Source organism: Nocardiopsis camelliae (genome assembly GCF_028993595.1).
Taxonomy (GTDB): Bacteria; Actinomycetota; Actinomycetes; order Streptosporangiales; family Streptosporangiaceae; genus Nocardiopsis; species Nocardiopsis dassonvillei.
Genome location: NZ_CP118614.1, coordinates 5,212,862 through 5,229,900 on the forward strand (window position 1 = coordinate 5,212,862; position 17,039 = coordinate 5,229,900).

The 17,039-nt window shown below is 72.4% G+C and carries 15 protein-coding genes and 1 pseudogene; 4 read left to right on the forward strand and 12 right to left on the reverse strand.

What is annotated here, in order from left to right:
* Positions 1–14: 14 nt before the first annotated feature.
* Entirely contained in the window at positions 15–566 is a 552-nt protein-coding gene (locus tag PV789_RS22720) for an ATP-binding protein (protein WP_274974469.1), read from the reverse strand.
* Positions 567–918: 352 nt separating this feature from the next.
* Between PV789_RS22720 and PV789_RS22725 the strand changes: the two genes are divergently transcribed.
* Complete coding sequence (locus PV789_RS22725) at positions 919–1,878, forward strand: ATP-binding protein (protein ID WP_274974470.1); 960 nt, start codon at positions 919–921, stop codon at positions 1,876–1,878.
* 14 nt (positions 1,879–1,892) lie between these two features.
* On the opposite strand, the gene PV789_RS22730 is transcribed toward PV789_RS22725, so the two are convergent.
* The 3 genes from PV789_RS22730 to PV789_RS22740 all read right to left on the reverse strand — a co-directional run bounded on the left by PV789_RS22730 (position 1,893) and on the right by PV789_RS22740 (position 5,836).
* Positions 1,893–3,116: a multidrug effflux MFS transporter gene (locus PV789_RS22730; RefSeq protein ID WP_274974471.1), complete on the reverse strand. Its 1,224-nt coding sequence runs from the start codon at positions 3,114–3,116 to the stop codon at positions 1,893–1,895.
* A gap of 145 nt (positions 3,117–3,261) precedes the next feature.
* A complete protein-coding gene (locus PV789_RS22735; RefSeq protein WP_274974472.1) occupies positions 3,262–4,104 on the reverse strand; it encodes a GNAT family N-acetyltransferase in 843 nt (280 codons plus the stop codon).
* Between the two features lie 91 nt (positions 4,105–4,195).
* Positions 4,196–5,836, reverse strand: a complete 1,641-nt coding sequence (locus PV789_RS22740; protein ID WP_274974473.1) for an alpha/beta hydrolase — start codon at positions 5,834–5,836, stop codon at positions 4,196–4,198.
* Between the two features lie 148 nt (positions 5,837–5,984).
* On the opposite strand from PV789_RS22740, the gene PV789_RS22745 reads away from it, so the two are divergent.
* Positions 5,985–6,449: an Lrp/AsnC family transcriptional regulator gene (locus tag PV789_RS22745; RefSeq protein WP_274974474.1), complete on the forward strand. Its 465-nt coding sequence runs from the start codon at positions 5,985–5,987 to the stop codon at positions 6,447–6,449.
* 50 nt (positions 6,450–6,499) lie between these two features.
* Here the strand turns inward: PV789_RS22745 and PV789_RS22750 are convergent, their stop codons facing one another.
* The 8 genes from PV789_RS22750 to dxr form a co-directional block, all read right to left on the reverse strand.
* Complete coding sequence (locus tag PV789_RS22750; RefSeq protein ID WP_274974475.1) at positions 6,500–8,209, reverse strand: flavin monoamine oxidase family protein; 1,710 nt, start codon at positions 8,207–8,209, stop codon at positions 6,500–6,502.
* Between the two features lie 179 nt (positions 8,210–8,388).
* The gene (locus tag PV789_RS22755; protein WP_274974476.1) at positions 8,389–9,195 is read right to left on the reverse strand and encodes a carbon-nitrogen hydrolase family protein; all 807 of its coding nucleotides are present in this window, start codon (positions 9,193–9,195) and stop codon (positions 8,389–8,391) included.
* A gap of 238 nt (positions 9,196–9,433) precedes the next feature.
* Positions 9,434–10,918: an amino acid permease gene (locus tag PV789_RS22760; protein ID WP_274974477.1), complete on the reverse strand. Its 1,485-nt coding sequence runs from the start codon at positions 10,916–10,918 to the stop codon at positions 9,434–9,436.
* 419 nt (positions 10,919–11,337) lie between these two features.
* Complete coding sequence (locus tag PV789_RS22765) at positions 11,338–11,529, reverse strand: DUF1918 domain-containing protein (RefSeq protein ID WP_274974478.1); 192 nt, start codon at positions 11,527–11,529, stop codon at positions 11,338–11,340.
* Between the two features lie 156 nt (positions 11,530–11,685).
* Positions 11,686–12,138 carry a hypothetical protein gene (locus PV789_RS22770; protein ID WP_274974479.1) on the reverse strand — a complete coding sequence of 151 codons (453 nt, stop codon included), beginning with the start codon at positions 12,136–12,138 and terminating at the stop codon, positions 11,686–11,688.
* Between the two features lie 178 nt (positions 12,139–12,316).
* Positions 12,317–13,474 (reverse strand): flavodoxin-dependent (E)-4-hydroxy-3-methylbut-2-enyl-diphosphate synthase, encoded by a 1,158-nt coding sequence (gene ispG, locus PV789_RS22775; protein ID WP_274974480.1) that lies wholly within the window; start codon positions 13,472–13,474, stop codon positions 12,317–12,319.
* A 371-nt stretch (positions 13,475–13,845) separates the two neighbouring features.
* The gene (locus PV789_RS22780) at positions 13,846–15,201 is read right to left on the reverse strand and encodes a M50 family metallopeptidase (RefSeq protein WP_274974481.1); all 1,356 of its coding nucleotides are present in this window, start codon (positions 15,199–15,201) and stop codon (positions 13,846–13,848) included.
* 21 nt (positions 15,202–15,222) lie between these two features.
* Positions 15,223–16,443: a 1-deoxy-D-xylulose-5-phosphate reductoisomerase gene (gene dxr / locus PV789_RS22785; protein ID WP_274978220.1), complete on the reverse strand. Its 1,221-nt coding sequence runs from the start codon at positions 16,441–16,443 to the stop codon at positions 15,223–15,225.
* A gap of 182 nt (positions 16,444–16,625) precedes the next feature.
* Here dxr and PV789_RS22790 point away from each other — a divergent pair, with 182 nt between their 5' ends.
* Together PV789_RS22790 and PV789_RS22795 are read left to right on the forward strand one after the other, a co-directional pair.
* Entirely contained in the window at positions 16,626–16,817 is a 192-nt protein-coding gene (locus tag PV789_RS22790; protein ID WP_274978296.1) for a hypothetical protein, read from the forward strand.
* Positions 16,796–16,990, forward strand: a pseudogene (locus tag PV789_RS22795) (X-Pro dipeptidyl-peptidase); the annotation flags it as partial. The gene PV789_RS22790 and the pseudogene PV789_RS22795, both read left to right, overlap by 22 nt.
* Positions 16,991–17,039: the final 49 nt, after the last annotated feature.

Here is a 17,039-nt window from a genome sequence, read left to right on the forward strand (position 1 = left end):
TCCGGTTCACGGCCTCAGTCGTCGACCGCCATTTCCGCCTCCGGACGCCCGCCCTCTGCGGTCTCCCCCGCGTGGTCATCGATCTCGAACCAGGCCACGTGCGTGGCGTCGCTCCAGTACTCGCCGCTGCGGGTGGCGCAGCTGTCCACGATGAGCTTGCCGCGGCCGAAGTCGTCGCCGTCCTCCCGCGTGTGCTCGCTCTCGCCGTCGCGCGCGCCCTGGTCGGCGATCGCGACGCGCAGGCGCCCGTCGTCGGAGCGGATGAACAGCGTCATGACGCCGCCGCTCTGCCCGGAGCGCGAGTGGAGCAGGGCGTTGGTGGCCAGCTCGCTGACGGCCAGCTCGGCGTCGTCCAGGGAGCCCTCGGAGTGGCTCATGCGGGTGAGGAACTCGCGCACGCGGGAGCGGATGGAGCGCACGGCGGTCAGGTTCCCGGCGCAGCTCCACACCGTATGGTCGGTGACCCCTCCGGTGAGTTCGCCCGTCTCGATGGTCGGTGCGGTCGGAGCCGTGCCCTCCGGCGCCTCCGCGGGCACGTATTCCCGGAGTTGCCTCGCCTCAGCCATCCGGTCACTCCAATCACCCGCGACGGACGCGCGGGTTGCGCCGCCTGCACTCACCTTAGACAAGGGTGTGCTGGCTCCAGAACAGCACACCCGTGTTCTCCCTGTCGGGGATTGGCCACAAAACCCTGTCACGTGTCATCCCCGATATGGACAAAGGAAACAGTCCCGACTCCAGCGACACTCATGTGAGGTGTAACACGTTGGCAATACGCGGCGCGACGGGGCCGTTCGGCTGACAGCGCGAACATCAGGAACGATAATCGTTCCCACATCCGGGCCCCGGTCGGCCCGCCCCGTCGCGGGCGGGCAGCCGCCGCGCGCCCGGCGCACACCCACGTTCCGAAGGGTTCACATGAAGATCGCGTTCGCCGGCAAGGGCGGCAGCGGCAAGACCACCCTGTCCGCGCTGTTCACCCGCCACCTGGCCGCCCAGCACGTGCCCGTGGTGGCCGTCGACGCCGACATCAACCAGAACCTGGGCGCCGCGCTGGGGGCGTCCGAGGAGGACCTGGCCGCCCTTGCGCCCCTGGGCGCGCACCTGGACGAGATCAAGGAGCTGCTGCGCGGGGACAACCCGCGCATCGCCTCGGCACGGGAGATGATCAAGACCACGCCGCCGGGCCGCGGGTCGCGCCTGCTGACGGTGACCGGGGACAACCCGCTGCACGCCCGCTTCGGAGCGCTGGTCCGGGGCGCCACGCTCATGGTCACCGGCCCGTTCGCCGAGTCGGACCTGGGCGTGTCCTGCTACCACTCCAAGGTGGGCGCGGCCGAGATGTACCTCAACCACCTGGTGGACGGGCCCGGGGAGTACGTGGTCGTGGACATGACCGCGGGCGCCGACTCCTTCGCCTCGGGGATGTTCACCCGCTTCGACGTGACCTTCCTGGTCGCCGAGCCCACCGTGCGCGGCGTGGGCGTGTACCGGCAGTACGCCGAGTACGCCCGCGACCACGAGGTCGCCATCCGCGTGATCGGCAACAAGGTGCGGGACGAGTCGGACGTGGAGTTCCTGCGCGAGCACGTGGGCGACGCGCTGGCGGGGTGGATGACGCACTCGGGGTTCGTGCGCTCGATGGAGAAGGGCCGCCACCCGGAGCTGGCGGAGCTGGAGGAGGACAACGTCAAGACCCTGGCCCTGATGCGGGACATGGCCGACGCCGCGCCCAAGGACTGGGAGCGCTTCACCCGCCAGTCGGCCGAGTTCCACCTGCGCAACGCGCGGGCCTGGGGCAACGGGGCCAAGGGCGCGGACCTGGCCGCCCAGGTGGACCCCGGCTTCCTCATGGGTCCGGCGGCGCTCACCGGCTGAACGCGCGGAGCGGGTCACGGGGCCGGGTCGGCCACGCGCCCGCGCACGCGCGGCGAGGTCAGTGCCAGCAGGACGCCCAGACCCAGGAGGGAGGTGGTGAACAGGACGGCGCCCATCGGCACGGCGGTGCTCTCGTCCAGGCCCACCAGCGGCGCCACCGCCGCGCCGAGCAGCGGGGGCAGCGCGCCCAGCACGGCGCTGGCGCTGCCCGCCCGCCGCTCCTGGCCGCGCATGGCCAGGGCGAAGGAGCTGGTGAGGATCATCCCCATGCACGTCATGTAGACGAAGATCGGCGCCACGAGGGCCACCAGCGGACCGTCCAGCAGCGTCGCCGCGAGCAGCACCCCGGTCGCCGCCACCGCGGCGGAGACCGCGCACACCAGGAGGACGCGTTCACCGAAGCGGGCGCTGAAGCGGCCCACCGCCCAGCTCCCGGCGATGATGGCCGCACCGTTGATCCCGAACAGCACGCCGAAGACCTGCGGCGACACCCCGTACAGGTCCTGGTAGACGAACGGCGTCCCGGCGACGTAGGCGAAGCTGCCGCCGTGCACGAGGCCGACCACCAGCGCGTAGCCGAGGAAGGCGCGGTCCCGCAGTAGCTCCCCCACCGTCCGCAGGGTGCCGCCCACCGTGCCGGGGATGCGCCGCTCCACCGGCAGGGTCTCCTCCAGCCGCAGCGCCACGATCACGACGATCACCGCGCCCAGCAGCGCCAGGGCCAGGAAGACGGCCTCCCAGCCCGTGAAGGACGGCCACAGGATGGCGCCGCCCGCGATCGGCGCCATCAGGGGCGCGACCGCGTTGATCACCATCAGCAGGGCGAAGAACCGGGTCAGCTCGGTGCCGTCGAACACGTCGCGCACGACCGCGCGCGAGAGCACGACCCCGGCCGAGGCGGTGAACCCCTGGAGGAAGCGGGCCAGCACCAGCACGGCGATGTTCGGGGCCAGGGCGCACAGCAGCGACGCCAGGACGAACAGGACCAGGCAGGTGAGGAGCGGGCCGCGGCGCCCCCGGGCGTCGCTGATCGGGCCGACCACCACCTGGCCCGCGGCGAGGCCGACCAGGCAGGTGGTCAGGCTCAGCTGCACGTGGGAGGCGCTGGCCCCCAGGTCCGCGGCGATGTCGGGGAAGGCCGGCAGGTACATGTCGATGTTGAGGGGGCCCAGGACGGCGAGCAGGCCGAGGAGGAGGGCCAGGCCCAGGCGTGCGCGGCCGGTCGGGTTGTGCTGCATGGCGCTCTCTCGTGGGTGGCAGAGGGCGCGGGGCGCCACGGACCTGGAACCAGGCTAACCGGCCGCCGCTCCCCCGGCCCCGGCGCGGGGGCGGATCTGACACAGGTCCGTCAGAACGCCGTCGGCCGCTCCGGTCGCGGTGCGCTCAGAACAGCACCGACATGACCTCGCCGACCTGGCGGAAGCCCACCCTCTCGTAGGCGGCGCGGGCCGGGGTGTTGAAGTCGTTGACGTAGAGGGTGACGCGGGGCGCGATCTCGGCGAGCGCGTACTCGACCACGGCGGCCATCCCCGCCGTGGAGTGTCCCTGTCCGCGCAGGTCCGGGTGCACCCACACGCCCTGGACCTGGCAGGCGTGCCGGGTGACCGCGCCGATCTCGGCCTTGAACACCACGCGCCCGTCCTCGATGCGGGCGAAGGCCCGGCCGGTGCGCACCAGTTCGGCCACCCGGGCACGGTAGAGCGCGCCGCCGTCGCCGGAGTCCGGCGGGACGCCGACCTCCTCGGTGAACATGGCCACACAGGCGGGCACGATGGTGTTGAGCTCGGACAGCTGGACCCGGCGCACCAGGGGGTCGGCGGGCACCGAGGGCGGGCCGCTGATCTCCAGGACGGGCTGGCTGGCCCGGATGACGCGGGCGGGCCCCCACGCCGGGGTGACCTGCTGCCAGAAGTCGCTGACCGCGTCGACGGGACCGACGATCGAGGAGCAGCGGCGGCCCCTCCACCGGGCGTGGTCGGCGAAGCTGCGGATCGCGGCCGGTCCGGCGTTGACGGGGACGAGGTTGGCCCCCGAGTAGCACAGGGCGGTCAGGCGCCCCCTCTCCGTGTGCCCCCACACCTCGGCGCCGCCGGGGCCGCCGGAGAGGCCGGTGGCCATCAGGCGGGAGGTGACGAAGACGTTGCCCACGGGGTCGGCGTCCAGGAGCGCGCGAACGGCCTCCCGGTCGCGTTCGCCGAGGATCCGTACCGGCGAGGTCCGCAGCATCGCATCTCCCCCATCTTCCCAGTGCCCTCGTTCGGGCGCCGGGGGACGACCAACCAAGCCTTTTCGCGCCGGTTCCAGCCTATTCGACCGGTTACTCCCGCGTCTCGGACTCCACGATCGCGCCGACGTGGTGCCCGGGTACCGGAGCGGTGCGCTCCACCATCGTCCCAGGCGCGTTCTGGGCGGTACGCGGCTGGGGTTCGGGGCGTCCCTCACAGGTGGCGTCGGGCCCCTCGCCCTCGGCGCGCGCGGGCAGCTCCCCGTCCCGGAGGTAAGCGGTGACGATCTCGTCCACGCAGCCGTTGCCGGTGAGCGAGACACCGTGGGTGTGGCCGCCCTCCTCGGTCACCAGGACGGAACCGGGCAGGCGCTCGCGCAGGGAGAAGGCGCCCTCGACCGGGGTCGCGCCGTCCTCGGTGGCGTGGACCAGGAGCGCGTCACCCGCGTAGGCGGGGTGCTCCCCGGGGCCGTCGCCGACCTGGAACCAGTCGCCGGATCCGGCGCTCCAGGACGCGCACGGAGCGTTGTACCAGGTGTTGTTCCAGCTCATGAAGGGCGCCTCGGCGTGGGACTCCTCGGTGTCGGCACTCCACGTGGACCAGTCCCGGGGCCAGTGGGAGTCGGTGCACTGGACGGCGAGGTAGCCGCCGTAGCCGCGGTCCGATCCGGCGTTCTCGCCGTAGGCCTCGTACAGGGCGAGCAGGGGTGCGCCGTCGGACTCGGTGATCCGGGCCGAGAGCGCGTCGGCGACCGAGGTCCAGTAGGCGCTGCTGTAGGCGACCACCATGGCCGTGCCCTCCAGCTCGGTGGGGCCGACGGTGCCCTCGGCGGGCTCGTCCTCCAGTTCCGAGCGCAGCGCGTAGTAGGCCTCGGCGACCTCCTCCCCGGTCGTGCCGAGTCCGTAGACGTCGTCGTGGCGGGCGGTCCAGGCGAAGAAGGCGTTCGCCGCGCGGTCCAGCGCGCGGTTCTGGGCGAGGTTGCTCTCGTACCAGGGCTTGTCGGGGTCGACCACGCTGTCCAGGACCAGGGAGCGGACGCGGTCGGGGTAGAGCGCGGAGTAGACGGTGCCCAGGTAGCTGCCGTAGGAGTAGCCGAGGTAGTCGATCCGCTCCCGCCCCAGCGCGACCCGGATGGCGTCCATGTCGTGGGCGGTGTCCACGGTGCGGGTGTGCCCGAGCAGGGGGCCGGTGTTGTCCGCGCAGGCCTCGGCGTAGGCCCGGGCGTCGGCGCGCAGCGCCTCCTCCGCGGCGTCGTCGGCGGGCACGGCGGCGGGTCGCACGGGGGTGAAGTGGTCGGGGTCGCAGGTGATGGACGGGGTGGAGGCGCCCACCCCGCGCGGGTCGAAGGAGACGACGTCGTAGGTCTCGCGCAGTTCGGCCGGCATGCGCCAGTGGGTGTAGGAGGCCCACTGGCGTCCGGCGCTGCCCGGCCCTCCGGGGTTGACCAGCAGGGTCTGGCCGGCCTCGCCGCTGGCGGGGACCCGCGAGAGCGCGAGTTCGACGGTGTCGTCCCGGCCGCTGAGCCGTTCGCCGTCGGCGGTGCGGGCGAGGGGGACGGTGAGGGTGGCGCACTCCAGGTTCTCGTCCGCGACGGGCTGGATGTCCTCGCAGGGCGCCCAGTCGAGGCCGCCCTGGTCGATGCGGGTGGTCTGGTGGGCCTGCGCTGGGACCGCCGCGACCAGGGAGGCCAGGACCGCCACGGCCGAGACTCCGGCCCGGGTTCGTGCTCGCACTCGTCCACTCCCTCACAGAGATAGTTACTCCATGAATTGTTATCACTCCGGAGAGTGACTAACGGATGCGACACGAGCCCCAGGGAGACACACCCCGGTAACATGTGCCCTGCCTCAATCAGACGTGGACAGACGGGGACGAAGCGCAATGCGGCTGGATCGTGTCGATGAGCGGATCATCGCGATACTCGGCGCGGACGCGCGGATGAGCTTCGCCGAGATCGGCCAGCGGGTCGGGCTGAGCCCCTCCGCGGTCAAGCGCCGCGTGGACCGGCTGGTGGAGTCCGGCGCGGTGCGCGGGTTCACCGTGGTGGTGGAGCCCCAGGCCGTGGGGTGGACCACCGAGGCCTTCATCGAGCTGTACTGCCGGGCCCGTACGTCGCCGGGCGAGATCCGGACGGGGCTCGCGGGCTACGCCGAGATCACCTCCGCGTACACGGTCACCGGTGAGGCGGACGCCATCGTGCAGGTCCGCGCCCGCGACACCCACCATCTGGAGGAGGTCATCGAGCGCCTGGGCGCCGAGCCGTTCGTGGTGCGGACCAAGAGCACGCTCGTGCTCTCGCGCCTGGTGGACCAGCCCATCCTCGCCGGGACGGCCGACCTGCCCTGAGGCGCCTCCCCGCGGCGGGACCGCGGGAAGGCGCACGGAGGGGCACTACCTCAGTCCTCGGGGAGGGCGACCGGCGCGAGCTCGTCGAACAGGTCGCCGGGGCCCGGGTTGGACGGGTCGGTCCCGCCGCCGAAGTGGTGGACCACGCCCCACACCGCGTTGAGCGCGGTCTGCACGGCGCCCTCGGCCCAGCCCGCCGTCCAGGACACGTCGTCCCCGGCCAGGAACAGGCCGCGGTGGCGCTCCTCCAGGCCGTCCTGGCGGAAGTGGGTGAACAGGCGGCGCTGGTAGCGGTAGTGGCCCGGCAGGTTGGCCTTGAACGCGCCCATGAAGTAGGGCTCGTCCTCCCACGACACCGTCACCGGGTCCCCGGTGATGTGGGAGCGGATGTCCACGCCCGGGTAGATCTTGGACAGCGACGAGAGCATGACCTCCAGGCGCTCGTTGGCCGACAGCGGCAGCCACTTGAGCGAGTCGTCGCACCAGGTGTAGGACATGCAGATGGCCGCCGGGCCGTCCGGGTCGGACCCCTCCAGCAGGTAGGTGCCCCGGGTCATGCGGTCGGTGAGCGTCATGCTCATGACGTCGCGGCCGGTCTCGGGGTCCCCGTCCCGCCAGAACGCGCGGTCCACCGGCACGAACAGCTTCGAGGACTCCATGTAGTGGGTGCGCTCGATCGCCGTCCAGTGGTCGATGGGCAGCAGGTCCTCGTCGCAGTCGATCTTGGACAGCATCATCCAGCTCTGCGCGGTGAACACGGCCGCCGCGTAGGTGCGGGTGGAGCCCGAGGCGTCGGTGACCGTGATGTTGCCCGCCGGGGAGCCCTTGGCCGCGGTGCGGCGCAGGGCGGTGACGGCCGGACGCGGGCCGCCCTCGTGCAGCGAGGCCAGGGTGGTGCCCTGCGCCCAGTGCACGAGCTTGTCCGGGGCGTCCTCCCACAGGCGCAGCGGCAGCTGCTCCACACCGCCCACGATGCCCATGTGGTCGTCATCGGCACCGGTGTAGGTGACGCGCAGGATCTCCAGGATGGAGTTGGGGAAGTCGGTGTCCCAACCGCCGGTCCCGAAGCCCACCTGGCCGAAGATCTCGCGGTGGCGGAAGGAGGCGAAGGCCGGGGAGTCGCACAGGAAGCCGTAGAAGGTCTGGTTGTCGAGCCGGGCGACCAGCTCGTTCCAGATCTCCTTCTGGGTGGCCACGTCGCGCTCGCGGATGGCCTTCTGCATGCGGGTGTGCTGGACGCTGTCCAGGGTCGCGTCCCAGGCGCGGGCCACCTCGCGGTAGACCTCGGGCAGGTCGTCGAGGGAGGTGGCGTAGTGGGACCGCCCCTTGAGGTCGACCACGGTGCTGGGGGTGGCCGGGGAGAGCGGGTTGGGGAACGGCGTCGTCTCCAGGCCCGCCCGGTCCACGTAGTGCCAGAAGGCGGTGGAGGAGGGCGGGAAGCGCATGGCGCCCATCTCGGCGACCACGTCTTCGGGACAGCCCGCGAGCTTCTCCGTGCGCAGCCGCCCGCCGATGCGGTCGGCCTCGTACACGACCGGCCTGAGCCCCATCTTCATCAGCTCGTAGGCGGTGACGATCCCCGACAGCCCGCCGCCGATGACGGCGACCTCGGTGCCGTGGCGCTCCGCCGGGACCTGACCGAGTCCGGCGGGGTGGTCCAGGTAGGCGTCGTAGGCGAACGGGAAGTCCGGCCCGCACATGTTCAGCGGCGTGTCCTGCGCGGGTGCGGCACCGGCGGCCGTGGGCACGGCAGACGTCATTCTCCAACCCCTCCTTCGTGGGTGCGGTCCGGCGGGGAAGCCGGTGGTCGTCCGTGCGCGGCGGCACGGGTCGTGATGGCGGATCAACGGCTCGGGGAAGCGCGGGGGCGCGGGCGGGCCCGCCCCGGCACGGGAGTGCGGGGGCCGGGCGGCGCGGCGCCGCCCGCCTCAGGCGGGGGTCAGGCGGTGAGCGTCCGGTACAGGGCCGGACGGCGGTCGTCCAGGTAGGACTGCTCGCCGCGGGCGCGGGCGAGGGCGTCCGGGTCGACGTCGCCGACCAGGAACTCCTCGCCGGGACCGGCCCGCAGCGTCTCGGAGCCGTCGGGCGCGAGCAGGGTGCTCAGCCCCGCGTAGCGCAGGTCGCCCTCGGCGTCGCAGCGGTTCACGTACGCCAGGTGGATCTGGTTCTCCAGGGCGCGCACCGGCACGATCCGCTCGGCCACCTCGGTGAAGGGCAGCATGAGCGCGGTGGGGACCAGGAGGAGTTCGGTACCGGCGAGGGCGTGGGCGCGCACGGTCTCGGGGAACTCGACGTCGTAGCAGACCAGCAGGCCGACGCGGATCCCGTCGAGGTCGGCCTGGACCACCGGCTCCGCGCCCGGGGAGAACGCCCCGCGGTCCAGGTCGCCGAACAGGTGGGTCTTGCGGTAGGTCCGGCGGTCGCCGTCGGAGTCCACGAGCTGGACCGCGTTGTACACGGCGCCGTCGGCGCGCTCGGGGAAGCCGTGCACGATGGCGACGCCGGTGTCGGCGGCGATCGCGGCGACCGCGTCGCTGAGGGGGCCGTCGCTGGGTTCGGCGAGCCGGGCCAGGACGTCCGGGTCCAGGTTGTAGCCGGTCAGGGACATCTCGGGTCCCACGAGCAGGCGGGCTCCGGCGTCGGCGGCGGCTCTGGCGCGGTCGGCGAGCCGGTCGAGGGCGGCGGCGGGGTCCGCGCCGGGTCCGGTGCCCTGGTCGAGGGCCACGCGCAGGGGTCCGCGTGTCACTGCCTCTCACCTCGCCTTTCTCCGTCGTCTCGGGGCCGCGTCCACTCTAGGTGGGCGAACGCGCCGAAACAGTGCGCCCATCCGGAGGATTCCCGCGTCTTTCCCGCGAGATGCCGCTGTTCCTTGCGTCTGGGGGCGGATTGGTGCGGCATGTGGTGCGCCGCACGCTCCCCGGGAACACGTGCGGGGGCCGGGGGATTCCCCCAGCCCCCGCACGCGCGGTCCGCGACCGGTCCGGTCAGGAGCGGACCCCGCTGGTCTCGGGGTCGGTCTCCAGGGCGGAGCGGCGCATGCTGTAGGCGAAGTAGACCGCCACGCCGACGGCGAGCCAGACCAGGAAGGCCACCCACACGCTCATCGACATGCTGAACATGAGGTAGGCGCAGGCCAGCACGCCCAGGACCGGCGTGACCGGCGCCCCCGGCACGCGGAAGGCGCGCGGCAGGTCGGGCCTGCTGCGGCGCAGCACCAGGACGGCCACGTTGACCAGGGCGAAGGCGAAGAGGGTGCCGATGGCGGTGGCGTCGGCGAGCGGCCCGAGCGGGACCAGTGCGGCGAGCAGCGCGATGAGCACGGAGGTGATGAGGGTGTTCGTGCGCGGGGTGCCCTTGGCGTCGAGGGTGGAGAAGGCCTTGGGGATGAGCCCGTCGCGCGACATCGCGTAGAGGATGCGGGTCTGGCTGTAGAGCACGACCAGGACCACGCTGGCCAGGGCCAGGACCGCGCCGGCGGCGAAGATGACCGCCCACACGGGGGTGCCGGTGACCGCGGTCAGGATGCCCGCCAGGGAGGTCTCGCCGTCGACGAAGCCGGTCCAGTCGAGCGCGCCGACCGCCGCGAAGGCGACCAGGCAGTACAGCGCGGTGACCAGGATCATCGCGAACATGATCGCCCGGGGCAGGTCGCGCTGCGGGTTCCTGGCCTCCTCGCTCGCGGTGGAGACCGAGTCGAAGCCGATGTAGGAGAAGAACAGGGTGGCGCCCGCGGCGCTGACACCGGCCATGCCCATCGGCATGAACGGGGCGAAGTTGCCGTCCTGGACGGCGGTGATCGCGATGGCCACGAACATCACCAGGATGGCGACCTTGACGGCGACCATGACGGCGTTGACGCGGCTGCTCTCGCGGACCCCGGCGAGCAGGGCGAACATGGACAGCAGGACCACGACGGCGGCGGGCAGGTTGATCACACCGCCCTCCAGGGGACCGGCGAGAACCGCGCCCGGCAGGGACAGGCCGGTGGTGAGCTGGAGGAGTTCGTTGATGTACTCGCCCCAGCCGACGCCGACCGCGGCGACCGACACACCGTAGGTGAGCATGAGGCACCAGCCGCACACCCAGGCCATGAACTCGCCGATGGTGGCGTAGCTGTAGGAGTAGGCGGAGCCGGAGGCGGGGATCATCCCGGCCATCTCGGCGTAGGCGAGCGCGGAGAACAGCGCGGTGATCCCGGCGAGCACGAACGAGAGGATGACGGCCGGTCCGGCGACGGGGACGGCCTCGCCCAGCACGACGAAGATGCCGGTGCCCAGGGTGGCGCCGATGCCGATCATGGACAGCTGCCAGAAGCCCATGTGCCGCTGGAGGCCGCTGCCCTCGGAGTCCTGGGTCTCGGCGACGAGCCTCTCGATCGGCTTGCGCCTGGTGAGGCGCTGCCCCAGCGCGGGCGCACCGCCCGGGCCTGCGGCCCCGCGGGTGTCCGCCGGGCTCTTCTGGTCCACCACGTGTTCACTCCTCGTTCATGTACGTGGGCACACCGCTCCCCGGGGAGGTACGGCGGGGGTGGGGGGATCCGGCCGCCGCGTGTCCGGGCGGCCCGAAGCCCTCAGCAACGGTAGCCGCGTTATCTACGTAACATGACCCACATTCGTTGCGTCTGTCCGTTCGAAGCGGCGGGATCGTGCGTGGCCGCGCAAGGAAACGCAGGTTCCTGTGATCGACGCCATACGAAATCACCCTGGGTGACCACTGACACGTCGGACAGCGAACAGGCTGGTCAGGGGCGCGCGACGAAGCCCGGGGCACGGCGAAGGGTCGGAACCCGCCCGTGCGCGTACGCGTTCCGACCCTCCCGACAGCCTCCCGGTTCGGCGCGGCACCACGCGTGGCCGCGGCGGGCGCACGGGCCGCGCGACCGGTCGGGCTACTCCGCCGTCGCGGGCACGACCACGGCGTCCGGCCCGGGGTAGATCAGGGTCTCGCGGCCGTCGGGGAAGCGCACCAGGTACGGCGGTTCCCCGTCGGAGCCGCGGACCTCGATGACCTCCCCCGCCCAGTCCTCCGTACCCGTCCCTCTACCCCTGACATGGATCCGGTCCCCCACACTCGCATGCACCGGCAGGCCCTCCCGTTTCTCGCGTGCTCGTCCTCGCGTCACCGCAGACCGGCGGAACGGGGTGTTCCTTTCCCGCCCCCACCTGCACAAACAACGGCCCTTTACCGCAGGAAGCGGGACAGGGAGGGCATCGGGTGAGGTTCCCGACGCCCCCGGTCAGGAAGCGCCGCCGTCCGGGGTCCGGGGCCCCCGGGGCCGGGCCGTCTCCGGCAGGGCGGCCTCCAAGGCGCGCCAGTCGGTCCTGTTCGCCATCCACCGCCGCACCGGGACGGGGGTACGGGTCCCGTCCGCGGCCACGTGCACGAGTCGGCCCTGCTCGAGCGCGAAGCGCTCACCCCGTTCGGCTTTAACTCCCTTGGCGAGCGGGCCGAACCTTCCGGGACCGGAGACGGACGACCATCCGGCCCCGATCTCGGGATCGAACCAGAAGTAGGCCCTGGTCAGCTGCACGGCCCCCACGACGGTGATGACCACGCCGATGGGCAGGCTCATGGTGAACTCGCCCAGTCCCAGCAGCCACACACCCAGGACGAGGTTGAGCAGGCCGAGCCCGAGGAGGAGGACTCCGACGACCGGGGTGAGACGCACCTTGATCCGTGAGGGGGACACGAGGGCTCCCTGAGGGGGGGTCGTTCCAGCTGCTGACGGTCCCATCATGGCCGCCGGGCGCGCGGAGCACAACGGAGAGCGACGGCCCCGTGGCGCTGTCGCGGGGTGCGCACCGCACACGCGAACGGCCGCGCCGGCCCTCGAAAGGGTCGGCGCGGCCGTCGGAGGCGGCGGGGGCTCAGCCCGCCACGGAGACCGTGGGCGCGCCCGACTCGGCGCCGGACTCGCCCATCTCCTCGGCGATGCGCATGGCCTCCTCGATGAGGGTCTCCACGATCTTGGACTCGGGCACGGTCTTGATGACCTCGCCCTTGACGAAGATCTGGCCCTTGCCGTTGCCGGAGGCCACGCCCAGGTCGGCGTCGCGGGCCTCGCCGGGGCCGTTGACGACGCAGCCCATGACGGCCACTCGCAGCGGAACCTCCATGCCCTCCAGGCCCGCGGTGACCTCCTCGGCGAGCGTGTACACGTCCACCTGGGCCCGGCCGCAGCTGGGGCAGGAGACGATCTCCAGGCCGCGCTCGCGCAGTCCGAGCGACTCCAGGATCTGGTTGCCGACCTTGACCTCCTCCGCGGGGGGCGCGGACAGGGACACGCGGATGGTGTCGCCGATGCCCTCCGAGAGCAGCGCGCCGAAGGCCACGGCGGACTTGATGGTGCCCTGGAAGGCGGGACCGGCCTCGGTCACGCCCAGGTGCAGCGGGTAGTCGCAGGCCGCGGAGAGCTGGCGGTAGGCGTTGACCATGACCACGGGGTCGTTGTGCTTGACCGAGATCTTGATGTCGCGGAAGCCGTGCTCCTCGAACAGCGAGCACTCCCACAGCGCCGACTCGACCAGGGCCTCCGGCGTGGCCTTGCCGTACTTCTGGAGCAGCCGCTTGTCCAGCGAACCGGCGTTGACGCCGATGCGGATCGGCGTCCCGGCCTCACCGGCCGCCTTGGCGATCTCGGCGACCTTGTCGTCGAACTTCTTGATGTTGCCCGGGTTGACGCGTACGGCCGCGCATCCGGCGTCGATCGCCTGGAACACGTACTTGGGCTGGAAGTGGATGTCGGCGATCACCGGGATCTGCGACTTCTTGGCGATGATCGCCAGGGCGTCGGCGTCGTCGTTGGTGGGCACGGCCACGCGGACGATCTGGCAGCCCGCGGCGGTCAGCTCCGCGATCTGCTGGAGGGTCGCGTTGATGTCGGAGGTACGGGTGGTCGTCATCGACTGCACGGACACCGGGGCGTCCCCACCGACGGGAACGTTCCCGACCATGATCTGCCGCGTCTTGCGCCGGGTCGCGAGCGGGCGCGGCGGTGCGGCGGGAATACCGAGATCGACGGTCACGCTTGATTCACCTCGTCTGCCGCCGAGGAGGGGGCGGCACTTGATTCGTCCGTTTCGGGAATTGGGTGTCCGGCGCAGCGCGCGGGTCCGCGTCCGGGGATCACCGTGTCCGGCGGCCTTGGCTACGCCGTCGTTCCCGGATCGCGCCCCCAGGTTACCCGCACCCGGGGGCGTGCCCGGCACGGAACGCGGACCGGGGACACCAGGGTGAACGCCCGGCGCCGCGGGGGTGTCCGCCACCCCTCGGGCGGTCACCGCGGCGGTGGACGGGAAGGGCCCCGGCGCACGGCCCGGCTCGCCGGACCGACCAGGCGGACGGGCGGGCGGGCGGAACCCCGTCCCGGCGGCCGGAGGGCCGCCGGGACGAGGGGTCAGCCGAAGAGTCTGACCGGGTTGAACAGGTCGGCCACGAGCAGGACCACGCTGAACACCAGGAAGCAGGCCACGACCACGTAGGCCACCGGTGTCAGCATCGCCACGTCCACCGGGGCGGGCTCGGGTCTGCGGAAGAGCCTGGCCCAGCCGCGCTTGATCCACTCCCAGATGGCGCCGGCCATGTGACCGCCGTCCAGCGGCAGGATGGGCACCAGGTTGAAGGCGAACAGGAAGAGGTTCACCCCGGCAAGGATCTGGATCATGATCGCGGCGGTGTCGGCCACGGGCAGGCCCTGGGCCATGATCTCGCCGCCGATGCGGGAGATGCCGACGATGCCCACCGGGGAGTCCTGGGTGCGCTGCTCGCCCAGGAACGCGGCGGCGAACACGTCGGGCACCTTGCTGGGCAGGGCGATGAGGGCCTCGCCGACGCCGACCATCATGCTGCCCATCTCGGCGGCGGACTCGGCGAGGGTGAGCGGGCCGCGCTCGGTGGCGAAGACGATGCCGAGGAAGCCCACGACCTCGGTCTCGTAGACGCGGTAGCCCTGCTCGTCGTAGACCGGCTCGCCGTCGGCGTCGGTCTCGTAGACGAACTCGCCCTCGGCGTCGCGGGCCGGGAGCTCGTTCTCGACGATGTCGACGTTCAGCGGCAGCCGTTCGCCGTCGCGCTCGACCACGATCTCCGTGTCGCCCATGGCCTCGCGGATCTGCCGGTTGGCGGTGCTCCAGTCCGGGGTGGCCTCGCCGCCGACGGAGACGATGACGTCGCCGGGCAGCATCCCGGCCTCGGCCGCGGGCGTGGGCGGGGCGTCCTCGCAGTCGGTGGCGGAGCTGCCCGCGGGGACCACGCACTCGCTGACCGTGGCGATCTGGGTGGTGCTCTGCGGCACCCCGATGCCCATGAACAGCACGGCGAGCAGGATCGCGGCCAGGATGACGTTCATGCCCGGACCGGCGAACATCACGATGAGGCGCTTCCAGGGCGCCCGCTGGTAGAACTGCCGGTCCTGGTCCTCGGGGGACAGCTCGACGTAGGACGCCTCACGGGCGTCCTCGGCCATGGCCCGCCAGCGCGAGAGCTTGCGGGGGCTGTCGTCGGCCCTCTGGCGCGAGGGCGGGAGCATGCCGACCATGCGCACGAACCCGCCCAGCGGGACCGCCTTGACGCCGTACTCGGTCTCGCCCCTGCGGACGGACCACAGGGTCTTGCCGAAGCCCACCATGAACTCGGTGCACTTGATCCCGAACATCTTGGCCGTGGCCATGTGACCCAGCTCGTGCCAGGCGATCGAGAACAGCAGGCCGAAGACGAACAGGACGATCCCGACCACGGTCAACAGGGCGACCATGCATCTCTCCTCAGGGCGGTGTCAGGCCTGGCGCGCGAGCAGCTCGCGCGCACGCGTGCGGGCCCAGGTGTCAGCGGCGTACACGTCGTCCAGGCTCAGGTGTCCTCTGTGGGAGGACGCTCCCCCGGCACGTTCTGTTCGCTGGTGCTCAGAGACTACCCGGGAGACGGTGTCCATGATGGCCGTGAACGCGAGGTTTCCCCCGAGAAAGGCGTCGACCGCCTCCTCGTTGGCCGCGTTGTAGACCGCGGGCGCGGTCCCGCCCGCGGCGCCGACCTCGCACGCCAGGCGGACGGCGGGGAAGGCCTCGTGGTCCAGCGGCTCGAAGGTCCAGGTGTGGGCGCGGGTCCAGTCCATGCCGGGCGCGGCGTCGGGCACGCGGTCGGGCGCGCCGAGTCCGTAGGCGATGGGGATCATCATGCTGGGCGGGCTGGCCTTGGCGATCGTGGAGCCGTCCACGTACTCGACCATGGAGTGGACGACCGACTGCGGGTGGACGACCACGTCGATCCGGTCGAAGGGCACGTCGAACAGCAGGTTGGCCTCGATGACCTCCAGCCCCTTGTTGACGAGGGTGGCAGAGTTGACGGTGATGACCGGGCCCATGCTCCACGTGGGGTGGTCGAGGGCGTCGGCGGGGGTGACCGAGGCCAGTTCGTCGCGGCCCCGGCCGCGGAAGGGGCCCCCGCTGGCGGTGACGACCAGGCGGCGCACCTCGTCGCGGCGGGCGTGGACGTGGCCCTGCGCGAGGCTGGCGAGTTCGCCCTCGGGCAGGTGGGGGAAGCACTGGGCGATGGCGAAGTGCTCGGAGTCGACCGGGATGATCTGGCCGGGCCGGGCGAGTTCGCGCACGAGCGGCCCGCCGATGATGAGGGACTCCTTGTTGGCCAGCGCGAGGGTGCGTCCGGCGCGCAGCGCGGCGAGGGTGGACTCCAGGCCCAGGGCGCCGGTGACGCCGTTGAGGACGACGTCGCACTCGCTACCGGCCAGCTCCGCGACCCCCTCGGGCCCGGCCAGGACGGTGGCGCGGCTGCCGTGCCCGGCGAGGGCGCGCGCGAGTTCGCCCGCGCGGTCGGGGTCGGCGACGGCGACCAGCGGGACGTCGAGTTCGGCCGCCTGCTTGGCGAGCAGGTCCACGCGCCCGCCGCCCGCGGCCAGGCCCACCACGCGGAATCGTCGGGGGTTGCGCTGGACGATGTCGATGGCCTGGGTCCCGATCGAGCCGGTGGAACCGAGGATCACTGCTGTTCGCTGTTCTTCTCGCACGCTCCCCATTGTTCCGCAATCCGCCGGGCGGAGTGCGGGGCCTGTGGACAAGCCCGGGGCCGGGGCGGAACGCGGGACCGGGCCCGTGGTGGAACGCGGGCCCGTGGCGCCGACCGGAGGAGGCGGCGGGATCGTGCGTCACCGGGTCTTTGCAACCGGTGCCCGGTGGGACCACCGGGCAGGACGGTCCCCGCGCGGCCGGGCCGCCGCGGACCGGCTCCGGGCTCCGCGCCGCCGCCCGCCTCCTCCCCCTCCTGCTGTCCGCCGCCGAGGACGAGCGGATCCGCGCCGTGGCCTCGCTGAGCGGCTGGGCCGACCTGGCCGTCTCCCGGCCGAGAGCGGCACCGTGATGGTCTCCGGCGCGCTCCAGCAGTTCTTCGACATCCCGACCGGGGTGCTGCTGCCGACGGTGGACCGCCACCGGGCCGCCGTGTGGACCAGCCCCGCCTACCCCGAGGGGGCGCGGGTGGCGGGGACGCCGGAGGTCTCCCTCACGTTCACGCCCGCCTCCCCGGAGGAGGCCCCCGCCCGGGTCACGGTTCCGCTCGCCTGACGGGCGCCGGGGGTCCGCC